This is a genomic window from Streptomyces sp. NPDC059582 (assembly GCF_042735715.1).
Lineage (GTDB): Bacteria > Actinomycetota > Actinomycetes > Streptomycetales > Streptomycetaceae > Streptomyces.
On record NZ_JBHWCC010000017.1, the window covers coordinates 15,010 to 40,144 of the forward strand.

At 71.2% G+C, this 25,135-nt stretch carries 20 protein-coding genes; 13 read left to right on the forward strand and 7 right to left on the reverse strand.

Translation table 11 applies throughout. The features are described 5' to 3' along the window. Positions 1 to 145: 145 nt before the first annotated feature. Positions 146 to 3,217 (forward strand): alpha-mannosidase, encoded by a 3,072-nt coding sequence (locus ACFV0T_RS16765; RefSeq protein WP_385779124.1) that lies wholly within the window; start codon positions 146 to 148, stop codon positions 3,215 to 3,217. 13 nt (positions 3,218 to 3,230) lie between these two features. Beyond that, positions 3,231 to 4,481, forward strand: coding sequence for an alpha-L-fucosidase (locus ACFV0T_RS16770; RefSeq protein ID WP_385779126.1), 1,251 nt, complete (start codon positions 3,231 to 3,233; stop codon positions 4,479 to 4,481). Positions 4,482 to 4,679: 198 nt separating this feature from the next. Here ACFV0T_RS16770 and ACFV0T_RS16775 read toward each other — a convergent pair whose 3' ends face one another. Together ACFV0T_RS16775 and ACFV0T_RS16780 are read right to left on the reverse strand one after the other, a co-directional pair. Then, on the reverse strand, positions 4,680 to 6,368 hold the full coding sequence (locus tag ACFV0T_RS16775; protein WP_385779128.1) for a carbohydrate binding domain-containing protein: 1,689 nt from the start codon (positions 6,366 to 6,368) through the stop codon (positions 4,680 to 4,682). Positions 6,369 to 6,544: 176 nt separating this feature from the next. Next, on the reverse strand, positions 6,545 to 7,690 hold the full coding sequence (locus ACFV0T_RS16780) for an ATP-grasp domain-containing protein (RefSeq protein WP_385779130.1): 1,146 nt from the start codon (positions 7,688 to 7,690) through the stop codon (positions 6,545 to 6,547). A gap of 328 nt (positions 7,691 to 8,018) precedes the next feature. On the opposite strand from ACFV0T_RS16780, the gene ACFV0T_RS16785 reads away from it, so the two are divergent. Further along, positions 8,019 to 8,879, forward strand: coding sequence for a metallophosphoesterase family protein (locus tag ACFV0T_RS16785; RefSeq protein WP_385779132.1), 861 nt, complete (start codon positions 8,019 to 8,021; stop codon positions 8,877 to 8,879). After that, positions 8,876 to 9,565, forward strand: coding sequence for a 4'-phosphopantetheinyl transferase (locus ACFV0T_RS16790; RefSeq protein WP_385779134.1), 690 nt, complete (start codon positions 8,876 to 8,878; stop codon positions 9,563 to 9,565). The genes ACFV0T_RS16785 and ACFV0T_RS16790 overlap by 4 nt, the downstream gene beginning before the upstream one ends. A 6-nt stretch (positions 9,566 to 9,571) precedes the next feature. Here the strand turns inward: ACFV0T_RS16790 and ACFV0T_RS16795 are convergent, their stop codons facing one another. Continuing rightward, positions 9,572 to 9,811: a hypothetical protein gene (locus ACFV0T_RS16795; RefSeq protein WP_385779136.1), complete on the reverse strand. Its 240-nt coding sequence runs from the start codon at positions 9,809 to 9,811 to the stop codon at positions 9,572 to 9,574. A gap of 251 nt (positions 9,812 to 10,062) precedes the next feature. On the opposite strand from ACFV0T_RS16795, the gene ACFV0T_RS16800 reads away from it, so the two are divergent. Continuing rightward, positions 10,063 to 11,112 (forward strand): alpha/beta fold hydrolase, encoded by a 1,050-nt coding sequence (locus ACFV0T_RS16800; protein WP_385779137.1) that lies wholly within the window; start codon positions 10,063 to 10,065, stop codon positions 11,110 to 11,112. 65 nt (positions 11,113 to 11,177) lie between these two features. Here ACFV0T_RS16800 and ACFV0T_RS16805 read toward each other — a convergent pair whose 3' ends face one another. Continuing rightward, positions 11,178 to 11,882, reverse strand: coding sequence for a TetR/AcrR family transcriptional regulator (locus ACFV0T_RS16805; protein ID WP_385779139.1), 705 nt, complete (start codon positions 11,880 to 11,882; stop codon positions 11,178 to 11,180). 171 nt (positions 11,883 to 12,053) lie between these two features. Here ACFV0T_RS16805 and ACFV0T_RS16810 point away from each other — a divergent pair, with 171 nt between their 5' ends. Continuing rightward, a complete protein-coding gene (locus ACFV0T_RS16810; RefSeq protein WP_385779141.1) occupies positions 12,054 to 13,001 on the forward strand; it encodes an alpha/beta hydrolase family protein in 948 nt (315 codons plus the stop codon). Positions 13,002 to 13,111: 110 nt separating this feature from the next. Here the strand turns inward: ACFV0T_RS16810 and ACFV0T_RS16815 are convergent, their stop codons facing one another. Continuing rightward, on the reverse strand, positions 13,112 to 13,642 hold the full coding sequence (locus ACFV0T_RS16815; protein WP_385779339.1) for a toxin-antitoxin system, toxin component: 531 nt from the start codon (positions 13,640 to 13,642) through the stop codon (positions 13,112 to 13,114). 32 nt (positions 13,643 to 13,674) lie between these two features. Beyond that, on the reverse strand, positions 13,675 to 14,337 hold the full coding sequence (locus ACFV0T_RS16820) for a helix-turn-helix domain-containing protein (RefSeq protein ID WP_385779143.1): 663 nt from the start codon (positions 14,335 to 14,337) through the stop codon (positions 13,675 to 13,677). 241 nt (positions 14,338 to 14,578) lie between these two features. Here ACFV0T_RS16820 and ACFV0T_RS16825 point away from each other — a divergent pair, with 241 nt between their 5' ends. The 7 genes from ACFV0T_RS16825 (at position 14,579) to ACFV0T_RS16855 (ending at position 24,326) form a co-directional block, all read left to right on the forward strand. Continuing rightward, a complete protein-coding gene (locus ACFV0T_RS16825; protein ID WP_385779145.1) occupies positions 14,579 to 15,241 on the forward strand; it encodes a hypothetical protein in 663 nt (220 codons plus the stop codon). A gap of 884 nt (positions 15,242 to 16,125) precedes the next feature. Further along, complete coding sequence (locus ACFV0T_RS16830; RefSeq protein ID WP_385779147.1) at positions 16,126 to 17,121, forward strand: LacI family DNA-binding transcriptional regulator; 996 nt, start codon at positions 16,126 to 16,128, stop codon at positions 17,119 to 17,121. A 155-nt stretch (positions 17,122 to 17,276) separates the two neighbouring features. Further along, complete coding sequence (locus ACFV0T_RS16835) at positions 17,277 to 18,620, forward strand: ABC transporter substrate-binding protein (protein WP_385779149.1); 1,344 nt, start codon at positions 17,277 to 17,279, stop codon at positions 18,618 to 18,620. A gap of 6 nt (positions 18,621 to 18,626) precedes the next feature. Further along, a complete protein-coding gene (locus ACFV0T_RS16840) occupies positions 18,627 to 19,589 on the forward strand; it encodes a carbohydrate ABC transporter permease (protein ID WP_385779151.1) in 963 nt (320 codons plus the stop codon). Then, positions 19,586 to 20,464, forward strand: a complete 879-nt coding sequence (locus tag ACFV0T_RS16845) for a carbohydrate ABC transporter permease (protein ID WP_385779153.1) — start codon at positions 19,586 to 19,588, stop codon at positions 20,462 to 20,464. Before ACFV0T_RS16840 ends, ACFV0T_RS16845 begins: the two co-directional genes overlap by 4 nt. Before the next feature lie 30 nt (positions 20,465 to 20,494). After that, a complete protein-coding gene (locus ACFV0T_RS16850; protein WP_385779155.1) occupies positions 20,495 to 22,096 on the forward strand; it encodes an alpha-amylase family glycosyl hydrolase in 1,602 nt (533 codons plus the stop codon). Between the two features lie 52 nt (positions 22,097 to 22,148). Next, complete coding sequence (locus ACFV0T_RS16855) at positions 22,149 to 24,326, forward strand: discoidin domain-containing protein (protein ID WP_385779157.1); 2,178 nt, start codon at positions 22,149 to 22,151, stop codon at positions 24,324 to 24,326. On the opposite strand, the gene ACFV0T_RS16860 is transcribed toward ACFV0T_RS16855, so the two are convergent. After that, on the reverse strand, positions 24,298 to 25,122 hold the full coding sequence (locus ACFV0T_RS16860; RefSeq protein WP_385779159.1) for an ABC transporter ATP-binding protein: 825 nt from the start codon (positions 25,120 to 25,122) through the stop codon (positions 24,298 to 24,300). The two genes, ACFV0T_RS16855 and ACFV0T_RS16860, sit on opposite strands and share 29 nt — an antisense overlap. Between the last annotated feature and the right edge of the window lie 13 nt (positions 25,123 to 25,135).

Sequence of the window (25,135 nt, forward strand, 5' to 3'; positions counted from 1 at the left end):
CTCCCCTTCCCCTCTTGTCGGCCTCCCGCCCTTCCGACCGTCCGGCCGTCCGACGTACCGGACCTCCGGCCGTTCGGCTCCCCCCTGACCTCCCGGCCCTTCGGCCTCCGGGCCGCCGGCCCGCCGCTGTTTCCTGGAGACTTCCATGCACGACGAACGCCGCCGGATCGAGGAGCGCGTAGAGCGCGTCCACAACCAGCGCATCAAGCCCGCCCTCTACGCGGCCACCGTCCCCTTCGAGGTCGAGGCCTGGCAGGCGCCGGGGGAGCCGGTCCCCTTCGAGGAGGCCGCCGCCGCGCCGTACGAGCCCTTCGCGATGGACACCCTCTGGGGCCCGCCCTGGGGCACGACCTGGTTCCGGATGCGCGGACAGGTGCCCGCCGCCTTCGCCGGGCGGCGCGTCGAGGCGGTCATCGACCTCGGCTTCGTGGGCGACTGGCCCGGCAACCAGGCCGAGGCCCTCGTCCACCGGATCGACGGCACGCCCCTGAAGGCGGTCAACCCGCTCAACCAGTACGTCCCGATCGCCAACCCGGCTACCGGCGGCGAGGAGATCCACTACCTCGTCGAGGCGGCCTCCAACCCGGACATCCTGGCCAACGACTTCGCCGCCCCGACCCCGCTCGGCGATGTCCTGACCGCCGGCGACAAGCCCCTCTACACTTTCCGCCGCGCCGACCTCGCCGTCCTGGACGAGGAGGTCTTCCACCTCGACCTCGACATCCAGGTGCTGCGCGAACTGATGCTGGAGCTCGGCGAGCACGACCCGCGCCGGCACGAGATCGCGCACGCCCTCGACCGCGCGCTGGACCTGCTCGACCTGGACGACGTCGCCGCTTCGGCGGCCGCGGTCCGGGCCGCGCTGAAGCCCGCCCTGAGCAAGCCCGCGCACGCCAGCGCCCACACCGTCTCCGGCGTCGGCCACGCGCACATCGACTCCGCCTGGCTGTGGCCGATCCGCGAGACCAAGCGCAAGACCTCGCGCACCTTCTCCAACGTCACCGCGCTCGCCGACGAGTACGAGGACTTCGTCTTCGCCTGCTCCCAGGCCCAGCAGTACGAGTGGGTACGCGACAACTACCCGCAGGTCTGGGCCCGGATCCAGGAGTCGGTGAAGAAGGGCCAGTGGGTGCCGGTCGGCGGGATGTGGGTCGAGGCCGACGGCAACCTGCCCGGCGGCGAGGCCGTGGCCCGTCAGCTCATCCACGGCAAGCGGTTCTTCATCGAGCACTTCGGCATCGAGACCAAGGGGGTCTGGCTGCCGGACTCCTTCGGCTACAACGCCGCCTACCCGCAGCTCGCCAAGCTCGCCGGCAACGAGTGGTTCCTCACCCAGAAGATCTCCTGGAACCAGACCAACAAGTTCCCCCACCACACCTTCTGGTGGGAGGGCATCGACGGCACCCGCATCTTCACCCACTTCCCGCCGATGGACACCTACAACGCCGGTTTCAGCGGCGAGGAGATGGCGCACGCGGTGCGCAACTACAGCGAGAAGGGCGGCGCCACGCGTTCCCTCGCCCCCTTCGGCTGGGGCGACGGCGGTGGCGGCCCCACCCGCGAGATCATGGAACGGGCACGCAGGCTCGCCGACCTGGAGGGCTCGGCGAAGGTCGTCGTCGAACACCCCGACAAGTTCTTCGCGGACGCCCGCGCCGAGTACGCCGACGCGCCCGTCTGGGTCGGCGAGCTCTACCTGGAGCTGCACCGCGCCACCTACACCTCCCAGGCCCGCACCAAGCAGGGCAACCGGCGCAGCGAGCACAAGCTGCGTGAGGCCGAGCTGTGGGCGACGACCGCCGCGCTGCACGCGCCGGGGTACGCGTACCCGTACGAGAAGCTGGACCGGCTGTGGAAGACGGTGCTGCTGCACCAGTTCCACGACATCCTGCCGGGGTCGTCGATCGCCTGGGTGCACCGGGAGGCGGAGGCCGAGTACGCCCGAGTGGCCCAGGAGCTGGAGGTGCTGACGGCCGAGGCGGTCGCGGCGCTGGGCGGCGGCGGGACGCGCGTGTTCAACACGAGCCCGTACGACCGCGCCGAGGTGGTGCGCACGGCCGGCGGCACGCCCGCGTACGTGGAGGTACCCGCGAGCGGCAGCGCGCCGGTCACCGACGCCGAGCCCCCGCAGCCCGTGACGGTCACGGGCCGGGTCCTCGACAACGGGCTGGTCCGGGTCGAAGTGGCGGACGACGGCACACTGTCGTCCGTGTACGACCTACGGGCGCGCCGTGAGGTCCTGGCCGAGCCGGGCAACCTGCTCCGCCTGCACACCGACCTCCCGAACTACTGGGACGCCTGGGACATCGACAAGCACTACCGCAACCGCTACACCGACCTGCTCGACGCCGACTCCGTCACGGTTCTCGAGGCGGACCCGCTGCTCGGCGCGATCCGGGTGGAGCGGAGCTTCGGCAAGGGGTCGAGGATCGTCCAGACGATCACCGTCCGGGCCGGCAGCCCGCGCATCGACATCGAGACCGACATCGACTGGCACGAGGCCGAGAAGATCCTCAAGGCGGCCTTCCCGGTGGACGTCCGGGCGCCGCACTCGTCCGCGGAGATCCAGTTCGGCCACGTCCAGCGGCCCACCCACACCAACACCAGCTGGGAGGCGGCCCGTTTCGAGGTCTCCGGCCACCGCTGGGTACACATCGGCGAGCCCGGCTACGGCGTCGCGGTCATCAACGACTCGACGTACGGCCACGATGTGACCCGCACGGTCCGCGAGGACGGCGGTACGACGACCACGGTCCGCCTCAGCCTGGTCCGCGCCCCGCGCGTCCCGGACCCGGGGGCCGACCAGGGCAGGCACCGCTTCACCTACGCGCTGCTGCCCGGCGCGAGCATCGAGGACGCGGTCGCCGAGGGCTACGCCCTCAACCTCCCGCTGCGGGTGGCGGACGCGGCGGGCGCGCCGCGTCCGGTCGTCTCCGTGGAAGGCCGGGGCGTGGACGGCGTCGGCGTGACCGTCGAGGCGGTCAAGCTCGCCGACGACGCCTCCGGCGACGTCGTCGTCCGTCTCTACGAGTCCCGCGGCGGCCGGGCCCGGGCGACCCTGCGCACCGGATTCCCGCTCACCGGCGCCCAGGTCACCGACCTGCTGGAGCGCCCCCTGGAGGAAGCGGCCACCGACGGCGCCGACGGCGTCCCGGTCGAGCTGCGGCCCTTCCAGATCCTGACCCTCCGCCTGCGGCGCGCCGACACCGGCCGATAGGAGCGCAGCAGACGTGCCCATGCAACCCTGGTTCACCGACGCCAAGTTGGGGATCTTCATCCACTGGGGGATCTACGCCGTCGACGGCGTCCAGGAGTCCTGGTCGTTCTACGACGACATCGTCCCGTACGACCGGTACATGTCCCAGCTGGACCGCTTCACCGCCGCCCGCTACGAGCCGCGCGAGTGGGCCGCCCTGTTCGCCCGCGCGGGCGCGCGGTACGCCGTGCTCACCAGTCGTCACCACGACGGTGTCGCCCTGTGGGACACCGCCCACGGCGACCTGAACGTGGGGCGCGACCTGATATCCGGGTATGCCGACGCCTTGCGCGAGCGGGGCATCAAGGTCGGCCTCTACTACTCGCACTCCGACTGGAGCCACCCCGACTACGCCTCCACGCGCAAGCCCGGCCGGCCGCCGGAACTCGCGGACAACCGGTACTCCGAGGTCGCGGCCGAGTTCGAGGACCCGGACGCCTGGGAGCGGTTCCTCGCCTACCGGGACGGCCAGATCCGCGAACTCGCCTCCCGCTACCGGCCCGACCTGATGTGGTTCGACGGCGAATGGGACCGCAGCGCGGAGCAGTGGCGCATCCCGCGGCTCGCCGCGATCATCCGCGCCGAGGTGCCGGACGTCGTGTTCAACGCCCGCATGCTGAGCGAGGGCGACTACGCGACCCCTGAACAGGGCGCCCCCGTCGTCCCGCCCGAGGGCCCCTGGGAGCTGTGTCTGACGATCAACGACTCGTGGGGTCACCAGCACCACGACCACCACCACAAGTCGGTCGACCAGCTGATCCGCTACTTCGCCGAGACGATCGGCGGCGGTGGCAACCTGCTGCTCAGCGTCGGACCACGGGAGGACGGCACGATCCCGGCCGAACACGCCGAGCGGCTGGAGGGCCTCGGCGACTGGATCGCCCGGCACGAGGAGGCGGTGTACGGGACCGGGCGCGGGCTGCCCGCGGGCCACCACTACGGTCCCAGCACCCTGTCGGCGGACCGGCGCACGCTGTACCTGATCCTCTTCGACGCCCCCCGGGCGGAGATCAACGTACGCGGTCTGCTCGGCTCGGTGCGGCGGGTCACGGTGCTCGGCAGCGGAGCCGAACTCGCCCACCGGATCACCGGTGGTCTGCACGAGACACCCGGTGTGCTGTGGATCGAACCGCCCGCCGCGGCGGACCTCGACCCGCATGCCACCGTGCTCGCCGTGGAACTGGACGGGGAGCTGGAGCTGTACCGAGGGTCGGGGCGCTTCTGAGGTCTTCCCCTTCGGGTCGGCCGGTCGCCCCCCGTGACGCGGCCGACCGACCCGAGCCCCCGTGCTCCCCCGTACCCCCGTGCTCCCCCGTGTCCTTCACTCTTAAGAGCCCGCGGCCCGCTCCCTGATACACCCCGCGCGGAAAAAGAGTCCCCCCGGACCCGAAGGCCCGGGGGGACGCGTGTCGTGCGGGCGCGCTCAGCCGGTGAAACCGGCCGTGATGGAGGTGAACTGCCAGTTGGTCTGGTTGATCCCGGAGCAGTTGCTGACCACTCCGCCACCCGCACACGGCCGGTCGCGGTTGACCGCCCAGTAGGCGAGACGGGCGATGTGGTGCGAGTTGCCCCAGTCACGGATCTGGGACCAGATCGCCGGGGTCGTGTTCTCCTGCTGGTCGGACAGTCCGTTCATGCCCGAGATGCCGATGTGGGAGTAGGCCGTGGCGTCGTCCCACCCGAAGGTGGACTTCAGCTTGGTCTTGAGCCCCTCGGCGGCGTTGACGGTGTTGCCGTACATGTCGGAGCCGCCGCCGAAGTCGAACGGCATGATCGTGAAGACGTCGATGTCGGCGTTCAGCGCCTTGGCCTGCTCGATCAGCCGGTTGCCGTAGTAGGACGGGCCGGTGGTCGTGGTGCCGAAGGTGACGATCGTCTTCAGACCGGGGTTGTTGGTCTTGACGGTCTTCAGCGCGGTGAGGATCTTCGCCTGCACGGCCTCGTTCTCGAACTCGTCCGTGTTCTCGACGTCCATGTCGATCGCCTTGAGCGAGTAGGCGTTGATCACCTTCTGCAGGGCCCCGGCGAGCGCGCTCGCGGAGGAGCAGTTGGCGCCGAGCTTGCTGCCCGACCAGCCACCGAAGGACGGGACGATGTCACCGCCCGCGGACCGGATCTGGTTGATGACGGTCTGGTCGTTGCCGCCGGTGAGCGGACGGGCGCTGTCCCACATCGGATTGCAGCCGCCGCCGTCCAGCATGAACGCCATCGTGTACCACTTGATCCCGGTCGAGCTCATCACCGAGGTCGCGCTCGGCGGGTCGCCCCAGCCCAGGTAGAGGTAGGGCGCGGCCTGCTTGAAGCCGGTGCCGCCGCCACCGCCCGCGTTGGTGGTGACGCTCACGGAGTTGGAGGCGCCGGAGGTGTTCCCGGCCGCGTCCCGTGCCTTGACGGTGAAGGTGTACGCGGTGCTCGGGGAGAGGCCGCCGACCGTGGCGGTCGTCCCGGAGACGCTCAGCACCTGGCTGGAGCCGCTGTACACGTCGTACGCCGTGACGCCGGTGTTGTCGCTCGAGGCGCCCCAGGACAGGGAGACGCTCGAGGAGGTCTTGCCGGTGGACGTCAGGTTCGTCGGCGTGGTCGGCGCCTGGGTGTCGCCGCCGCCTCCGCCGCCCGGTCCGTCCAGGTTGATGTCGTCGGCGTAGTAGGTGCCCTGCGCGTACCAGCCGTTCACGTAGATCGTGGCGCTCGTCTGGGAGGCGCCGGTGGTGAAGGGCACGGACAGCTGGCTGTACGCCGACGGCGACGTCGTCCAGGTGGAGGCGCCGCCTTCCACGCCGAGGTAGACGTAGGAGCCGCGCACCCAGCCGCTGAGGGTGTACGCGGTGTTCGGCTTGACGGCGACGGTCTGGCTGCACTTGGCGTTGTCGCTCGAACTCACGGCCCCCGCGAGGGCTTTGGAGCCGCCATGTACGGGGGAGGAGACGACCGAGCCGAGGTTTCCGGTGCAGGACCAGGGCGACAGACTGCCCGATTCGAGGCCGGGGTTGGTCAGGATGTTGGCCGCCTGGGCGGTGCCGGGGAGGGCGACGGCTCCGGTGACGGCGAGCGCCACGGTGCCGAGCAGTGCGAGAAGGCGACGTCTGGAACGTACGAGAAGAGTGGGGCGCACGCGATCTCCCTGAAGAAATGGGGGTGTTCGGGAGTGCACAGGTGTGCAGAGAAGTGCTGAGAGGTGCGCGACCCAAGTTGGTATGGACCAATCGCGGTGTCAAGATGCGACGCCATGATTGGTCCAGACCGGTATGAAGATGTGGCGGGGCGAGGCGGCGGGACGAAGGCCCGTGACTACGCCCGCGCGTTGGCCGTGGCCCCGGCCTCCGAGGCGACCGGCGAGACCTGCTCGACCGTCTGGGCAGGGACGGCCGGCAGGAGGTGCTCGGTCTCCTCGATCCGCTGCTGCGGCAGCGACACCGGCCGCAGCGGGCGCGGACCCGACACCACCGTGTAGTCCTGGCCCAGGAACGGCGGCACGACCTCGCCCTGGTCCTCGCCGAGCGCCAGCTGGACGGCGGCCCAGGGCGCGTTGACACCGCACAGGGACAGCTGGTGCAGCCCGCCGGCCGGACGGGTGTTGACGTCCATGAGGACCGGCTGCTCGCCGAACATCCGGAACTGGATGTTGGACAGGTAGTGCAGCCCGAAGCCCTCCGCGATCCGTCGCGCCGGCTCCAGCCACTGCTCGTGCAGGGTGAAGCCCCGGCGGCGGCCGTTCTTGGTGCGCCCCACAGCCAGCCGGACGCGGTTGTCGGTGCCGGTGAGGCAGTCGACCGAGACCTCCGGCTCCTCCAGACGTGGCATCACCAGCCAGTCGACCTGCTCCTCGGCCCGCCGCAGCGCGTCCTCGACCAGGTCGAGCGGCACATAGGGGCTCGGGAAACCATTGAGGTGGACGAGCGAGAAGGGGGCGCGCGTGATGACGCGGAAGCCCACCCCGCCCGCGCCGGACGCCGGCTTGAAGCACGCCCTGTGCCCGCCGGCCTCCAACTCCTCCACGGCGGCCACGAGTTCGTCCGCCGTGCGCACTCGCCACCACGGCGGAACGGGCACGCCGATCGCCTGGACCGCCTCGTAGGCGATCACCTTGTCGTGGAAGACGGCGACGGCCTCGGGCGTCGGCGCGAGCAGCGCCGTGCCGACCGCCGCGAAGTCGGCGCGGTGCGCCACGATCTCCGACTGGTGCAGCCGGGGCACGAACACGTCGATGCTGCGGCGCTGGCACTGGTCCAGGGCGTACTCGACGTAGGCGGCCGGGGACAGGCCCTCCGGCTCCAGATCGGCGGTGTCGGCGGCCGCCAGCACGGGCGAGTCCGCGTCGCCGTGCGTGGCATGGATTTCGACGGCCCGGTCGCTGGGATTTCTCCGCAGCTGATCCATGAAGAACACGTTCTCCGCGTACGTGCGGTTGAGCCAGACGCGTACGCGAGAGAGCATGCAGGCCGCCTTTCGAGGCTTTTCGGGCAGGGCGGAGCAGCCCGCGCCCGGGCAAGATGGTTGGAGGTACACCAAACCGCCCTGTGCGAAGGGAAGTTCGTGGCGGTGGTGTTGGGGCGATCATACGGCTTGCCGAGGCCCTCGCGTGCAACGTGCGTGTTACGGATTTTCCGATGATGTGCGGCCAGGAGGTGTCATCCGGTATCCCGGTGCTGTCCCCGGCACCGGCGGGCCGCTCTTGTCCCCCGGACACGGATGTGATCTCGTGGTGCCGTTGGTGTGGCGTGCGCGGGCGCAGACGCGGGCGCGGGCGACGGGGAGGCGAAAGGTGACGTCGACGGTCGGCGGTGCCGGACAACTGCTGGCCATCAGCGATCTGCACATCGGCTATGCGGAGAACCGCGCGCTCGTCGAGGAGATGCGCCCCGGCTCCGACGCCGACTGGCTGCTGGTCGCCGGCGACGTCTCGGAGACCGTCTCCGACATCCGCTGGGCCCTCAAGACCCTCGCGAGCCGCTTCCGCAAGGTCCTCTGGGCCCCCGGCAACCACGAACTGTGGACCCACCCGAAGGATCCCGTCACCCTGCGCGGGGTCGCCCGCTACCAGCACCTGGTCGAGGCGTGCCGCGAACTGGGCGTGAGCACCCCCGAGGACCCGTACCCCGTCTGGGACGGCCCCGGCGGCCCGGTCGCCGTGGCGCCCCTGTTCCTGCTGTACGACTACTCCTTCCTGCCGGCCGGCTGCACCACCAAGGAGGCGGGGCTGGCGTACGCGCACGGCACCGGGATCGTCTGCAACGACGAGTACCTGCTGCACCCCGACCCCTACCCGAGCCGTGAGGCCTGGTGCCGGGCCCGGGTCGCCGAGACCGAGCGCAGACTCGCCGAGATCCCGTCCGACCTGCCCACGGTCCTGGTCAACCACTACCCGCTGGACCGGCACCCCACGGACGTCCTGTGGCACCCCGAGTTCGCCATGTGGTGCGGCACCCGGCTGACCGCCGACTGGCATCGCCGCTTCCGTGTGGCGACCATGGTGTACGGCCATCTCCACATCCCGCGGACCACCCGGCACGAGGGCGTCCGCTTCGAGGAGGTGTCCGTGGGGTACCCCCGCGAGTGGCGCAAACGCCCGCAGCCGCCGGGACGGCTGCGCCGCATTCTTCCGGAGGAGGTCGTGGCCCGGTGATCGAGGAGCTGCTGCCGCAGTCGGTGGTCGTCGTGGAGGCGCACGGCGACGAGGGCACTGACGGGTCCGAGGAGGCGGCGCTGTACCCCGAGGAGGCCGCGGTCGTGGTGCAGGCCGTCGCCAAGCGCCGCCGCGAGTTCGCCGTCGTACGCTCCTGCGCCCGCCGCGCCATGGAGAAGCTCGGCGTGCCGCCGCAGTCCGTGCTGCCCGGCGAGCGCGGAGCGCCGCGCTGGCCGGCCGGCCTGACCGGCAGCATGACCCACTGCGACGGCTACTGCGCCGCCGCCCTGGTCCGCGCCGGTGACCTGGCCTCTCTCGGCATCGACGCCGAGCCGCACCAGCCGCTGCCGGAGGGTGTCCTGCCCGCCGTGTCGCTGCCCACGGAGGCGGAGCGGCTGCGGCGGCTGACCGCGGACCACCCCGAGATCCACTGGGACCGGCTCCTGTTCAGCGCCAAGGAATCCGTGTACAAAGCATGGTTCCCCCTCACCGGACAGTGGCTGGAGTTCGCGGAGGCCGACATCGACCTGCGCATCGACCCCGGCGAGCGGTCGCGCGGCACCTTGCGCGCCGAACTCCTCGTCCCCGGGCCGGTACTGGGCGGCCACCGGCTGCGGCACTTCGAGGGCCGGTGGACGGTCCAGCGCGGTCTCGTGGCCACGGCGATCAGCGTGCCGCACCCCTGAGCACCCTCACGGCCGCGGGCACCAGGTGTGCAGCAGCCGGAAGAACTCCTCCTCGTTCCCCGCGAGTCCCGCGTCCGCCAGCGCCCGCTCCGCCTCGGCGAGAACCGCGGGCGGCACCACGGACGGCCGTCGGCCGTCCGGTGGACTCGCACCCGTGTCGTCGAAAGCGGCCCGCACGGTGTGCAGCAGCCGCAGATAGGCCTGTACGGCCGTGCGCTCTTGGTCGGTCAGTACGGCAGTGCGCATCGGTCGGCTCTCCCCGCGTCGGCGTCGTCTCTCCCGCGCCCCGTCGGCGCGTACGCCCCCGCACGGCGGCGCAACTCCAGCTTGCCGCCCGCCACTGACAATCCGGTCGGAGCGCAAGTCGGTTCGCCCGCTTAGCGGAGGTGAAACCTCCCGGAAATCCAACGACGCACGGCCGCTCTAAGCTGGGAGGAAGTGCTTTCTCAGAATGGTCCGCCGCCGGTGCGCGGTCGGTGAATCGAGGAGGTGGGCGAATGACCGACACCTCACGGCCGCGTCCGGCGCGCACCGCACGGCTGCGTTCGGTGGGCGACCGGGAACTGGAACTGCAGTACCGGGTGGTGCACGGCTACCGCCGGGCCTTCCGCATGGCCGGCGAGGGGCCCGCGCTGGTCCTCGTCCACGGCATCGGGGACTCCTCGGCCACCTGGGCCGGGCTGATCCCCGACCTCGCCCGCACCCACACGGTGATCGCCCCCGACCTGCTCGGTCACGGCGCCTCGGACAAGCCGCGCGCCGACTACTCGGTCGCCGCCTACGCCAACGGCGTACGCGATCTGCTCACCACCCTCGGCATCGAGTCGGCGACCCTGGTCGGGCACTCGCTCGGCGGGGGAGTGGCGATGCAGTTCGCCTACCAGTTCCCCGAGCGCACCGAGCGGCTGATCCTGGTCAGCGCCGGTGGCGTGGGCCGCGAGGTCAACCCCGTGCTGCGGCTGGTCTCGCTGCCCGGCGCCGACCTGATGCTGTCGTCGCTGCGCCTGCCCGGCATGCGGCTCCAAGTCGGCCTCGCGGTGCGCCTGATGCGCCTGCTGGGCGCCGACCTCGGCAAGGACGCCCCCGAACTCCTGACCCTGGTCGACGCGCTGCCCGACGGCACCTCGCGCAACGCCTTCATCCGCACCCTGCGCGCGGTCGTCGACTGGCGCGGCCAGGTGGTGACCATGCTCGACCGGTGCTATCTGACCGCCGGCATGCCGACCATGCTGCTGTGGGGCGACCGGGACAGTGTGGTGCCGGTACGGCACGCGTACGGCGCCCACGAGGCGATGCCGGGCAGCCGGCTTGAGGTCTTCGAGGGCGCCGGTCACTTTCCCTTCCACACCGACCCGGCCCGCTTCCTCGCCCTGGTGGAGGAGTTCACCCGGACGACCACCCCGGCCCACTGGAGCCGGGAGCACTGGCGCGAACTCCTGATCGACGGACGGCACGCCCCGGGCGCCGGAACCGGCCCCGGCGACGCCGGGCCGGACCGCGCCACGCAGCGCGACCTGCGCGAGGCGAGCGAACGCAGCGCCACCTGAGGTCGCCGGGACCGGTCATGGCCGTGCGTCGGGGATTCCCGGCCCGGCCCTGTTCCTCGCGGCTGTCACGGTCGGCGTAGGCCCGCGACGAGGAGCGCGACCAGCCTGCGTGCGTCGTAGCGGGGGTCGCTCTCGGCGCCGATGCAGAGGTTTCCGATGCCGCGCATGAGGTGATAGGCGTCGAGGCCGGAGTGGATCTCGCCGGAGGCGACGGCGGCGTCGAGGAGCTCGGCGCACACCGGCAGAAGGCGGTCGAGGAAGTAGGCGTGCAGCGCCTCGAAGCCGGTGCCGTCGGACTGCATCGCGGCGGCCAGGCCGTGTTTGGTGACCAGGAAGTCGACGAAGAGGTCGACCCACCGTTCCAGGGCGGCATGGGGTGTCGGGCCGGCCGCCAGCAGGGCCGGCCCCGCCTCGGCGCAGGCGTCGACCTGGTGGCGGTAGACGGCGATGACGAGGTCCGCCCGGGTGGGGAAGTGGCGGTAGACCGTGCCCACCCCGACGCCGGCCCTGGCCGCGATGTCCCGTACCGGCGCGTCCACACCCGAGGCGACGAAGGCTTCCGCGGCCGCCTCCAGCAGGGTCTGCTGGTTGCGCCGGACATCCTTGCGCCGGGCGCCCTTGGGGCGGACGTCCTCGGGCCTGGCGTTTTCGCCCTGGGCGTCCTCGCCCGGGGAGTCATCGGCCTGGGAGTCAGTGGCCTGGGAGTCAGTGGCCTGGGCGTTCCCGCGCTGGGATCCGGCCGCGTCCGCCTGCCCGTTGCCGTCGTTCACCGTGACGCTCCTTCCGTGGTGTTGCAAAGCGGAACAGCGTTCCGTATTGTTGCCGGAACGAGGTTCCGTTTTGCCCATGATGGCAGACCGAGGGGCCGCCGACCACGGCGCCACCTACGGCCGGGCCCGCCGAACCAAGCGTGTGAAGACCCCGAAAGGGAGGACCCCTCCATGTCCGGCTCGAACCCCTCGAACGCGCAGCACGACGCGGACCTGCCCACCACGGTGATCTCCGCGAAGCCGGTCGTGCTGCCCGCCCCCGGCCGCGGCGAGGACCTCCAGGTCCGCGTGTCCGCGCCCGCGACCGGCGGCGACCTGCCCGTCATCGTCTTCTCGCACGGCTTCGGCTGGTCGATGAACGGTTACGCCCCACTGGCGGACCACTGGGCCGCGCACGGTTTCGTGGTCGTGCAGCCCACCCACCTCGACTCACGGACCCTTGGCCTTCCCCCCGAGGACCCCCGCACGCCCCGGATCTGGCGCCTGCGCATCGAGGACCTTACGCGTGTACTGGACGGCCTCGACGTCCTGGAAGCCGCCCTGCCGGGCCTCGGCGGGCGCGTCGACCGCGGCCGCGTCGCCGTGGCCGGCCACTCCTGGGGGGCCCAGACCGCGAGCACCCTGCTGGGCGCGCGCATCCTCGACCCCGACGGTGTTCCCGGCGAGGACCTGTCCGACCCCCGCGTCAAGGCGGGGGTGCTGCTCGCCCTGACCGGCCTGGGCGACGGCCTGACCCCGTTCGCCGCCGAGCACTTCCCGTTCATGAAGCCGTCCTTCGCCACCATGACCGCGCCGGCCCTCATCGTCGCCGGAGACAACGACCACTCCCCGCTGTCCACCCGCGGGCCGGACTGGTTCACCGACCCGTACACCCACAGCCCGGGGAGCAAGAGCCTGCTCACGCTGTTCGAGGCGGAGCACTCGCTCGGCGGTGTCACCGGCCACGAGGTCGCCGAGACGACGGACGAGAGCCCCGCGCGCGTGGCCCTGATCCAGCGCCTCAGCTCGGCCTTCCTCCGTTCGGCTCTCTCCCCCGAGGGCGATGACAGCGGCTGGCGGGCGACGGCCGCCGCCCTGGAGGAAGACCCCCAGCCGCTGGGGAAGCTGCAGAGCAAGTGAGCGAGCCCGCCCGCCGCTTCTTGCACGATGCAGAAAGGACCGGGGCACGCAGGCCGCCACGACAGCGCTCGCGGTCTCTCCGGCACCCCACTGACCCGGCCCCGGCCAGGTCAGCCCTGTGGCCCCAGGTACCCGAGCGACGCCTCGATCCGGCCCGCGAGGTGATCCCTCGGCACCGGTCCACGCAGCGCCGAACCCGCCAGCCAGGTACGGCATTTGCTGGCGAGCAGCAGACCGAAGGCCTCGGCGTCGCGCTCCTCGGCCTGGTCGAAGCGGGTGCGCGCGGCGACCGCCCGGACGGTCGCCCGGAGGTCGGCGCCGTCGCCGAGCAGCCGCGCCGCGACCACCGTGCCGTCGACGTGGTGGCCGCAGTGGCCGGCCTGCATGTGCCACAGCTCGTGCCCCAGGATCACCAACTGGTGGTCGGGAGCGGTGCGTTCCTCGACGACGACCAGGTCCTGGTCGGACAGGTCGACCCACAGGCCGCTCGCCGTGCCGGCCGGGAAGGCGGCCGTACGGAACCGCACCGGGCGGCCGCGGCGCCGGCTCATCGCGTCGCACAGCGTGGCGTACAGGTCGGCGGGCGGTAGCGGCGCGGCGGGCGACAGCTCCGCGACCAGCTCGCCGCAGAGGCGGCGCATGTCCCTGGCGATGCCCACAGTTCTCCCCCGGATCACGACTCGGGCCGCTTGACGCTCTCCAGGAGCATGTCCAGCCACTCGGCGACCTTGTCGCGGTGCTGATCGGTGGGCAGCTGCGCGGCCCGCCAGGCGATGCCGCGGACGCCGTGGTCCTGCAGGAGCCTCTCCAGCGGGTCGTCGGCCTCGCTCGCGACGGAGGCCTCCCGTTCACGGTCGGCGAGCTTCTGGAGGAGGTCCTGCTCGGTGTGCTGGAGGGCGCCCGCGAGCGCCTCGGGGTCCTCGGCCGTGAGGAAGCCCGCGTGCACGCGGAAGAAGCGCTGGAGGGCGTCGCAGTGCTCCATGGTGGGCCGCCGGTCGCCGTTGATGAGGGCGCCCGCCTGCTGACGGGACATGCCGGCCCCGTCGGCTATTTCCTGTTGGGTGTACCTGCGGCCGTTGGGCTTCAGCCGGGTGCGGCGCAGCAGGTCCAGCCGTTGCAGGAATCGCGCCTGAACATCCGGCTCGCCGGCGGGCCGGCCGCTCAGCAGCGCCTTGACGACGACCTCGGGTACGCCGGAGGCCACCGACAGGCGGCCGGTGCGGAATACCTCCGCATGCGCCACGCCGAGCCGGTCGGCGAGCGCGGCGACACGGGCGACGACGCCGGGCAGCACAGACGTCGCCGCGGCGTCCGGAACCTCGAAGCCATCCGACACCGACAGTTCTCCTACGTCTCTCACAGACCTTTCACGAGCGTGCGCGTCTCTCCCGACGGTCGCCGTGAACTGCCCGGAGATTAGCCCGTCGTTCGAACTCGCATCCAGGTCTCGCCACAACTGTGGCCAATTTCAGCCGTCAACGAGCATGAAATGCCACGATAGTTGACACGCCTCGCGTCCGGGCAGCAGGATCAGGGCGCCGCGTGAAGGCCGCAGAGGCAAGAGGGGTGACCTCCCGATGGCGTATCAGGCAGGAGGGCAGCGGTCGGCGCCGCGGCCCGTCCCCGAGAGTCCCGAGGCCCGGGCGTATCTCCAGGACTACGCCGTGCTCCTGGAGGCGACCCCTTTTCCGTCCCTGGTCGTCGACCATGCATGGGACGTGGTCCTGGCCAACGCCGCTTTCGAGTCACTTTTCCGTGACGTCGGCCCGCACCCGACGGCGATGCCGGGCGACAACTTCCTCAGGTTCGTGCTGTTCCACCCGGACGCGGGCCTGGTCCTCGGCGACCACGAGTCGAGCTGGTGCCTGCCGATGCTGGCGCACTTCGAGGCCGCAGTGCAGCGGCACGGCCACGATCTCGCCCTCCAGGCGATCCGCAGGGACATCGCCCAGGACCCGATCATGGACGCGGCCTATCGGCAGGGTCTGCCGCACTGGATCCGCGCGGTGGGTGAGGGGGCGCTGGAGCACGACGGTGCGGTCCGCCCGCTGCTGCACCCCGATCCGCGCTGGGGCGCCACCGACTGCCGCATCGTCGGCGAGACGCCCAAGAGCCTCCACGACATGGGCTACAGCCGCCTGACGATGGTCCTGCGGGAGAGCCGCCGTGCGACGCCCGCGCCCCGGCGTCCGCGCCGCACGGCGGCCCACCTCACCGTGGTGCCGTCCCCCGAGTCCTGACCGGGCACCGCCGGCGTTCAGGTCGCCGACGGCGCTTCGGTCAGTGAGCTTCCCGCACCCTCGCGCGTCGCCGCGGGGTCGGGCCTGCCCGCGACCGCGCCCTTCCTCCGGGATCCGGGCTGCGCGTAGGGCCGCCCGGGATCCGGGCTGCGCGTAAGGCCGGACCCGACCGCCGAGCCCGGGCCGCGCCCACGTAGGGGCGGGTGTCTCCGCCGAATCCGGGCCGCGCCCCCGCAGAGGGGTGAGCTTCCTTGCCGGTGCCGGTGCCGGTGCCGGTGCCGGTGCCGGTGCCGGGTCGGGGCTGGGCTCCCGCAGGTCGGGCTTCTTCGCCGGGTTGGGGCTGGGCTCCCGCAGGTGGGTTTCTTCGCCGGGTCGGGGCTGGGCTCCCGCAGGTGGGTTTCTTCGCCGGGTCGGGGCTGGGCTCCCGCAGGTCGGGCTTCTTCGCCGGGTCGGGGCTGGGCTCCCGCAGGTGGGTTTCTCCGCCGGGTCGGGTTGGAGCTGCGCCCCCGCAGGGCCGAGCTTCTCCGCCTGGTCGGGGCCGCCCGCGGGGCTTGGCTCCTGTGCCGGATCCGGGCCAGGGGCCGCCCGCGGGGCTTCGCTCCTGTGCCGGATCCGGACCGCCCGCGGGGATTCGCTCCCGCGCCAGGTCCGGCGGACCGCAGGGTGTCGCTCCGGCCACGGGTCCGGGCTCCGGTCAGGGTCGGCCCCCAGGCCCGGCCTTCCAGGGGGCCTGGGCCGTGCGCCGCTCAGCGTTGCCCGCCGGTCCTGGGCGTCCGCAGGGTCGGTCGGCGCAGGACTCCCGCAGACCCCGTCCCACCCCCACAGGCCCAAGTCCCCCCGCCCCACGCAAGCCACTTGCATACACTTGCGCTAAACTTGCGCTCATGACGCGACGACTTGCTGAAGTGGCGAAGAAGGTCGGGGTCAGCGAGGCCACGGTCAGCCGGGTGCTCAACGGCAAGCCCGGCGTCTCCGAACCCACCCGGCAGGCGGTGCTCTCCGCCCTGGACGTCCTCGGCTACGAGCGACCCACCCAACTGCGCGGTGAGCGCGCGCGGCTCGTCGGTCTCGTCCTGCCCGAGCTGCAGAACCCCATCTTCCCCGCGTTCGCCGAGGTGATCGGCGGCGCGCTCGCCCAGCTCGGCCTGACGCCCGTGCTGTGCACCCAGACCAAGGGCGGGGTCTCGGAGGCCGACTACGTCTCGCTGCTGCTGCAACAGCAGGTCTCCGGCGTCGTCTTCGCCGGCGGCCTCTACGCGCAGGCCGACGCGCCCCACGACCACTACCGGCTGCTCGCCGAACGCAACATCCCGGTGGTCCTGGTCAACGCGGCCATCGAACACCTCGGCTTCCCGGGCGTCTCCTGTGACGACGCCGTGGCCGTGGAGCAGGCCTGGCGGCATCTGGCCTCGCTGGGGCACGAGCGGATCGGGCTGGTGCTCGGACCGGAGGACCACGTCCCCTCGGCCCGCAAGCTGGCCGCCGCCCGGGCGCTCGCGGAACTCCCCGACGAACATGTCGCGCGCGCCATGTTCTCCCTCGAAGGCGGCCAGGCCGCCGCCAGCCGGCTCATCGAGCGCGGGGTGACCGGCATCGTCTGCGCCAGCGACCCGATCGCCCTCGGCGCGGTGCGCGCGGCCCGCCGCCGGGGACTCCAGGTCCCGTCCCAGATCTCCGTGGTCGGCTACGACGACTCGGCCTTCATGAACTGCACCGAGCCGCCCCTGACCACCGTCCGGCAGCCCATCGAGGCCATGGGGAGGGCGGCTGTGGAGGTGCTGAACGCGCAGATCGGCGGCAGTCCGGTCCCGGCCGAGGAGCTCCTGTTCGAGCCGGAGCTGGTGGTGCGGGGCTCGACCGCGCAAGCGCCCCGGGACTGAGATCCAGAAGAACCGCGACGCTGTCAAATAATTACAGACTCTGCGCGACATCTTGCGAAGAGATGTCGCCGGTGCTTGAGTGTGCGGCGCCAGCACGGTGGTGTGCGCAGCCCGCCGCCGTGGGGTTTCCTGCTCCTGCCATGAGGGGTCCACCGATGACACGCACCGGGTTCCGTCGTACCTTCGTCGCGCTCAGCGTCTGCTCCCTTGCCCTCACCGCCTGCGGGTCGAACGACGACGACTCGGCGAGCGGCAAGACCCGCATCACCGTCAACTGCATGCCGCCCAAGAGCGCCAAGGTCGACCGGAAGTTCTTCGAGGCGGACATCGCCGCCTTCGAGAAGAAGAACCCGGACATCGACGTCGTCGCGCACGACGCGTTCCCCTGTCAGGACCCGAAGACGTTCGACGCCAAGCTCGCCGGCGGCCAGATGGAGGACGTCTTCTACACGTACTTCACCGACGCCAAGCACGTCGTCGACATCAGCCAGGCGGCCGATCTCACTCCGTACGTCAAGGAGTTGAAGAGCTACGACACCATCCAGCAGCAGCTGCGCGACATCTACACCGTCGACGGCAAGATCTACGGTGTGCCGCGTACCGGCTACTCGATGGGGCTCATCTACAACCGCGCGCTCTTCGAGAAGGCCGGCCTCGACCCCGACCAGCCCCCGGCGACCTGGGACGAACTGCGCGCCGACGCCAAGAAGATCGCCGCGCTCGGCAACGGCACCATCGGGTACGCCGACTACAGCGCGCAGAACCAGGGCGGCTGGCACTTCACCGCCGAGCTCTACTCCCAGGGCGGCGACGTCGTCAGCGAGGACGGCAAGAAGGCCACCGTGGACACGGCCCAGGGCCACGCGGTCCTCCAGAACCTGCACGACCTGCGCTGGACGGACAACGCGATGGGCAGCAAGCAGCTCCTCGTCATCAACGACGTCCAGCAGCTGATGGGCTCCGGCAAGCTCGGCATGTACCTCTCCGCCCCCGACAACATCCCGATCCTGGTGAAGGAGAAGGGCGGCAACTACAAGGACCTGGCCCTCGCCCCCATGCCCGGCGGCCAGGGCACGCTGATCGGCGGCGACGGCTACATGTTCAACAAGAAGGACACGCCCGCCCAGATCCGGGCCGGCCTGAAGTGGCTCGACCACATGTTCCTCACCCCCGGAGACGGCTTCCTCGGCGACTACGCCCGCGCCAAGAAGAACGACGCCCCGGTCGGCCTGCCCGAGCCGCGCCTGTTCACCGGTGCCGCCGACGCCAAGGACCAGCAGGTCAAGAAGGCCAACGCCAACGTCCCGGTGGAGAACTACCAGGCCTTCCTCGACGGCAACCAGAGCCTGAAGATGAAGATCGAGCCGCCCAACGCCCAGCAGATCTACTCCGTCCTCGACGGCGTCGTCTCCGCCGTCCTCACCAAGAAGGACGCGGACATCGACCAGCTCCTGAAGGACGCGTCCGGCAAGATCGACGGCATCCTGGCCCGAGGCTGAGCCGAGATGACCAGAACCACCGCTGCGCGGCGGACCGCCCCCGGGGCGGTCCCCGTACGCCCGGTGAAGGCGCCGCCACCGGCAGGGGACCGGAGGCGGCGCCGCCTCGCCGACCAGGTCCGCGCCTACGCCTTCCTCCTCGGCGGACTCGTCTGCTTCGCCCTCTTCTCCTGGTACCCGGCGATCCGCGCCGTCGTGATCGCCTTCCAGAAGTACACGCCCGGCTCATCGCCGGAGTGGGTCGGCACCGCCAACTTCACCCGCGTCCTGCACGACCCCGAGTTCAGCGCCGCCTGGCGCAACACGCTCACCTTCACCCTGCTCGCCCTGCTGATCGGCTTCGCCGTCCCGTTCGTACTCGCCCTCGTCCTCAACGAGTTGCGGCACGCGAAGGCCTTCTTCCGGGTCGTGGTCTATCTGCCGGTGATGATCCCGCCCGTGGTCACCGCCCTGCTGTGGAAGTGGTTCTACGACCCCGGAGCCGGTCTCGCCAACGAGGCGCTGCGCTTTCTCCACCTGCCCACCTCGAACTGGTCCAACGGCGCCGACACCGCCCTCGTCTCGCTGGTCCTCGTCGCCACCTGGGCCAACATGGGCGGCACCGTCCTGATCTACCTGGCCGCGCTCCAGTCCATCCCGGGCGAACTGTACGAGGCCGCCGAACTCGACGGCGCGAGCCTCCTCCAGCGCATCCGGCATGTGACGATCCCGCAGACCAGGTTCGTCATCCTGATGCTGATGCTCCTTCAGATCATCGCCACGATGCAGGTGTTCACCGAACCGTTCGTGATCACGGGAGGCGGCCCGGAGAACGCCACCGTCACCGTCCTCTACCTGATCTACAAGTACGCCTTCCTCTACAACGACTTCGGCGGCGCCTGCGCCCTGAGCGTCATGCTCCTGGTGCTCCTCGGCCTCTTCTCCGCCGTCTACCTGCGCCTGACCCGCTCCGGAGAGGAGGGCGCGTGAGCGACACCCGAACCCTGGTCTCCCCGGCGACCCTGGCCCGCCCCCGCGGCCGGGCCGTCTACTGGACCGTCTTCACCGGCGTCCTCGTGCTCTTCGCCATCGCCTTCCTCTTCCCGGTCTACTGGATGGTGACCGGCGCGACGAAGTCGCCTGACGAGGTGGCGCAGACGCCGCCCACCCTGATCCCGAACCACTGGCACCTCAGCGGTTACACCGACGCCTGGGACCTGATGCAACTGCCGCAGCACCTGTGGAACACCGTCGTCCAGGCGGCCGGCGCCTGGCTGTTCCAGCTGGTGTTCTGCACCGCCGCCGCCTACGCGCTGTCCAGACTGCGGCCCGCCTTCGGCAAGGTGATCCTCGGCGGCATCCTCGCCACCCTCATGGTCCCGGCCCAGGCACTGGTCGTGCCCAAATACCTGACCGTCGCCGACCTGCCGCTGATCCACACCAGCCTGCTCAACGACCCGCTCGGGATCTGGCTGCCGGCCGTCGCCAACGCCTTCAACCTGTACCTGCTGAAGCGGTTCTTCGACCAGCTCCCTCGGGATGTGCTGGAGGCCGCCGAGATCGACGGCGCCGGGAAACTGCGCATCCTGTGGTCGATCGTGCTGCCGATGTCCCGGCCGGTCCTGGGCGTGGTGTCGATCTTCGCACTGGTCGCGGTCTGGCAGGACTTCCTGTGGCCGCTGATGGTCTTCTCCGACACCGACAAACAGCCGATCAGCGTGGCACTCGTCCAGCTGTCGCAGAACATCCAGCTGACCGTGCTGATCGCGGCGATGGTGATCGCCAGCATCCCCATGGTCGCGCTGTTCCTGGTCTTCCAGCGGCACATCATCGCCGGGATCAGCGCGGGCAGCACGAAGGGCTGACGCCCTCCCCCCGACAGAAAGGCCAGCACCGTGGGACAGCCCACCCCTGCCCGCACCCCGAAGACCGACTGGTGGCGCTCCGCCGTCATCTACCAGGTCTACGTCCGCAGCTTCGCCGACGGTGACGGCGACGGCACCGGCGACCTCGCGGGTGTCCGCGCCCGGCTGCCGTATCTCGCCGAACTCGGCGTGGACGCGCTGTGGTTCAGCCCCTGGTACCTCTCGCCGATGAAGGACGGCGGCTACGACGTCGCCGACTACCGGGCCATCGACCCGGCTTTCGGCACCCTCGCCGAGGCCGAGAAGCTCATCGCCGAGGCGCGGGAGGCGGGCATCCGCACGATCATCGACATCGTGCCCAACCACGTCTCCGACCAGCACCCGTGGTTCCGGGCCGCCCTGGCCGGCGGCCCCGAGCGCGAACTGTTCCACTTCCGCCCGGGGCGTGGCGAGCACGGCGAACTGCCGCCCAACGACTGGCCCTCCCAGTTCCTCGGCTCCACCGAACCGGTCTGGACCCGGGTGCCCGACGGCGACTGGTACCTCCATCTGTTCACCCCCGAACAGCCCGACCTGAACTGGGACCATCCGGCCGTACGGCAGGAACACGAGGACATCCTGCGCTTCTGGTTCGAGCGCGGTGTCGCGGGCGTGCGTATCGACTCCGCGGCCCTCCTCGCCAAGGACGCGGCCCTGCCCGACCTCGTCGAGGACGGCGGCCCGCACCCGTTCGTCGACCGCGACGAACTCCACGACATCTACCGCTCCTGGCGCCGGGTGGCCGACGGCTACGGCGGCGTCTTCGTCGGCGAGGTCTGGCTGCCCGACGCCGAACGCTTCGCCCGCTACCTGCGCCCCGACGAGCTGCACACCGCCTTCAACTTCTCGTTCCTGTCCTGCCCCTGGGAGCCGGCGCGGCTGCGCACGTCGATCGACGAGACGCTCGCCGAACACGCACCCGTCGGCGCGCCCGCGACCTGGGTGCTGTGCAACCACGACGTGACCCGCACGGTCACCCGCTACGGCCGGGCCGACACCGGCTTCGACTTCGCCGCCAAGGCCTTCGGCACGCCCACCGACCTCGCCCTGGGCAACCGGCGCGCCCGGGCGGCAGCGCTGCTGTCACTGGCCCTGCCGGGCGTGGTCTACCTGTACCAGGGGGAGGAACTGGGCCTGCCCGAGGCCGACGTCCCCGCCGACCGGATCCAAGATCCCATGTACTTCCGGTCCGGCGGCACCGACCCGGGCCGCGACGGTTGCCGGGTGCCGCTGCCGTGGGTGGCCGGGGCGCCGCACGCGGGCTTCGGGTCCCGCGAGGAACCGTGGCTGCCGCAGCCTGCCGACTGGGCGTCGTACGCGGTCGACCGGCAACGGGACGACGCCGACTCGATGCTCACCCTCTACCGCGAGGGGATCCGTCTCCGGCCGGTGTTCGGCGACGGCCCCCTGACCTGGCTGCCGGCCCCCGAGGGCGTTCTCGCCTTCGCCCGTGAGGGGGGCGTCCTGTGCGTGGTGAACCTCGCCGACGCACCCGCCGAACTGCCCGCGCACACGGCGCTCCTGCTCGCCAGCGGGCCCCTGGACCAGCGGGGCCGCCTCCCGAAGGACACGGCGGCCTGGCTGCGCGCCTGAGCCGTCGTCGCAACGCGCTATCCCCGTACCCCCACAACGAAGGGATCAGCACATGCACGGAACCGCGCACAGATCTGTCAGGCCCATGCTGGCCATCGGGGCCATGGTGGCACTGACGGCCGGCATGCTCGTCACCCTCGGCACGGCTCCGGCCCACGCGGCGGCCGGCGCCACCCTGCCCCTGACGTCGGTCGAGGCCGAGTCGGCGACCACCACCGGCACCAAGGTCGGCCCCGACTACACCCAGGGCTCCCTCGCCTCCGAGGCGTCGGGGCGCCAGGCCGTACGCCTCACCGGCGGCCAGCGCGTCGAATTCACCGTGCCGCGCGCGTCCAACAGCGTGAACATCGCCTACAGCGTTCCGGACGGTCAGACCGGCAGCCTCAACGTCTATGTCAACGGCACCAGACTGGCGAAGACCGTGCCGGTCACCGCCAAGTACTCCTACATCGACACCGGCTGGATCGCCGGCGCCCGCACCCACCACTTCTACGACAACGCCCGGCTGCTGCTGGGGCAGAACGTCCAGGCGGGCGACCGGATCGCCGTCGAGTCGACCGGCACCCAGGTCACCGTGGACGTCGCCGACTTCGAGCAGGTGCCCGCGGCGGCCGCGCAGCCCGCCGGATCCGTCTCCGTCACCTCCAAGGGCGCCGACCCCAGCGGCCAGGGCGATTCCACCCAGGCCTTCCGGGACGCCATCGCCGCCGCCCAGGGCGGTGTGGTCTGGATCCCGCCGGGCGACTACCGCCTCACGTCCTCCCTCAACGGCGTCCAGAACGTCACCCTCCAGGGCGCCGGCAGCTGGTACACCGTCGTGCACACCTCCCGCTTCATCGACCAGTCCGGCTCCTCCGGAGGCGTCCACATCAAGGACTTCGCGGTGCTCGGCGAGGTCACCGAACGCGTCGACTCCAACCCCGACAACTTCGTCAACGGCTCGCTCGGCCCGAACTCGAGCGTCTCCGGCATGTGGATCCAGCACCTCAAGGTCGGCCTCTGGCTGACCGGCAACAACGACAACCTGGTCGTCGAGAACAACCGCATCCTCGACACCACCGCCGACGGCCTCAACCTCAACGGCAACGCACGCGGCGTCCGGGTCCGCAACAACTTCCTGCGCAACCAGGGCGACGACTCCCTCGCCATGTGGTCGCTGTACGCGCCGGACACCGACAGCAGCTTCGAGAACAACACCATCTCGCAGCCGAACCTCGCCAACGGCATCGCGATCTACGGCGGTACGAACATCGCGGTCCGCAACAACCTGGTCTCCGACACCAACGCCCTGGGCAGCGGCATCGCGATCTCCAACCAGAAGTTCCTCGACCCGTTCTCCCCGCTGGCCGGCACCATCACCGTCGACGGCAACACCCTGGTACGCACCGGCGCGATGAACCCCAACTGGAACCACCCGATGGGCGCGCTGCGCGTCGACTCCTACGACAGCGCGATCAACGCCACCGTGAACATCACCAACACGACGATCACCGACAGCCCTTACAGCGCCTTCGAGTTCGTGTCGGGCGGCGGGCAGGGCCACCCCGTCCGCAACGTCACCGTGGCCGGCGCGACCGTGCGCACCACCGGTACGGTCGTCGTCCAGGCGGAGGCCCAGGGCGCCGCCACCTTCCGCAACGTCACGGCCACCTCGGTCGGCGTCGCGGGCGTCTACAACTGCCCCTACCCGACCAACTCCGGCACCTTCGCCCTCGGCGACGGCGGCGGCAACTCCGGCTGGAGCAGCACCTGGTCGGACTGCTCGACCTGGCCGCAGCCCGGTCAGGGCAACCCCGACCCCGATCCGACCCGCAATCTCGCCAAGGGCCGCCCGGCCACCGCCACCGGGTCGCAGGACGTCTACACCCCCGGCAGGGCGGTCGACGGCGACGCGAACAGCTACTGGGAGTCCGCCAACAACGCCTTCCCGCAGTCCTGGACGGTCGACCTGAGCTCGTCGCAGGCCGTCCGCAGGGTGGTGCTCAAGCTGCCGCCGTCCGCGGCGTGGGGCGCCCGCACCCAGACCCTGTCCGTGCTGGGCAGCGGTGACGGCTCGGCGTACTCCACGGTCGCCGCCGCGCGGGGCTACCGCTTCGACCCGGCGTCCGGCAACACGGCGACCGTCACCCTGCCCGCCGGCACCGCCCTGCGCTATCTGCGGCTGAACGTCACCGCCAACACCGGCTGGCCGGCGGCCCAGTTCAGTGAGGTGGAGGCGTATCTGTCTTGACCAGGTCCGGCCCGGCCGAGTCCTGGGGGACCCCGCGCTTCGCCGCCTGGATCTGCGCGTAGACATGGGTGCGCAGTTCGGCGAAGCGCGGGGCCACCCGCGTGTGCAACTGGTCCCGCTCGCCCGGCAGATCGACCTTCAGCTGCTCCTGTACGACGGTGGGGGAGGCGGACAGGACGACCACGCGCTCGCCGAGGTAGACGGCCTCGTCGATGTCGTGCGTGACGAACAGGATCGTCATCCCGCGCTCCCGCCACAGCCCCCGCACCAGATCCTCCAGGTCGGCGCGGGTCTGCGCGTCCACCGCCGCGAACGGCTCGTCCATCAGCAGCACGGCGGGCTCGTACGCCAGCGCCCGCGCGATCGCGACCCGCTGCTGCATACCGCCGGACAGCTGCCACGGATACGCCCCGGCGGCGTCCGCGAGCCCCACCGACCGCAGCGCGTCGGCGACCAGCTCCCGCCGACGCGCCTTGCTCACATCCTTCTGCTTCAGGGGCAGTTCGACGTTCTCGCCGACACGCATCCAGGGGAACAGACTGCGTCCGTACTCCTGGAAGACGAACGCCATCCCGGGCGGTGGCCCGGTCACCCTGCGACCGGCCAGCAGCACCTCGCCCGCGGTCGGCGTCAGCAGTCCGCCGATGCACTTCAACAAGGTCGTCTTGCCGCACCCCGACGGGCCCACGAGGCAGACGAGTTCACCGGCCTCGACGGTGAAGGTCAGGTCGCGCACCGCCTCGACCCGGCGCCCGGACCCCTCGTAGACCTTCTGCAAGCCGCGTACGTCGAGCATGGACCGACCTTTC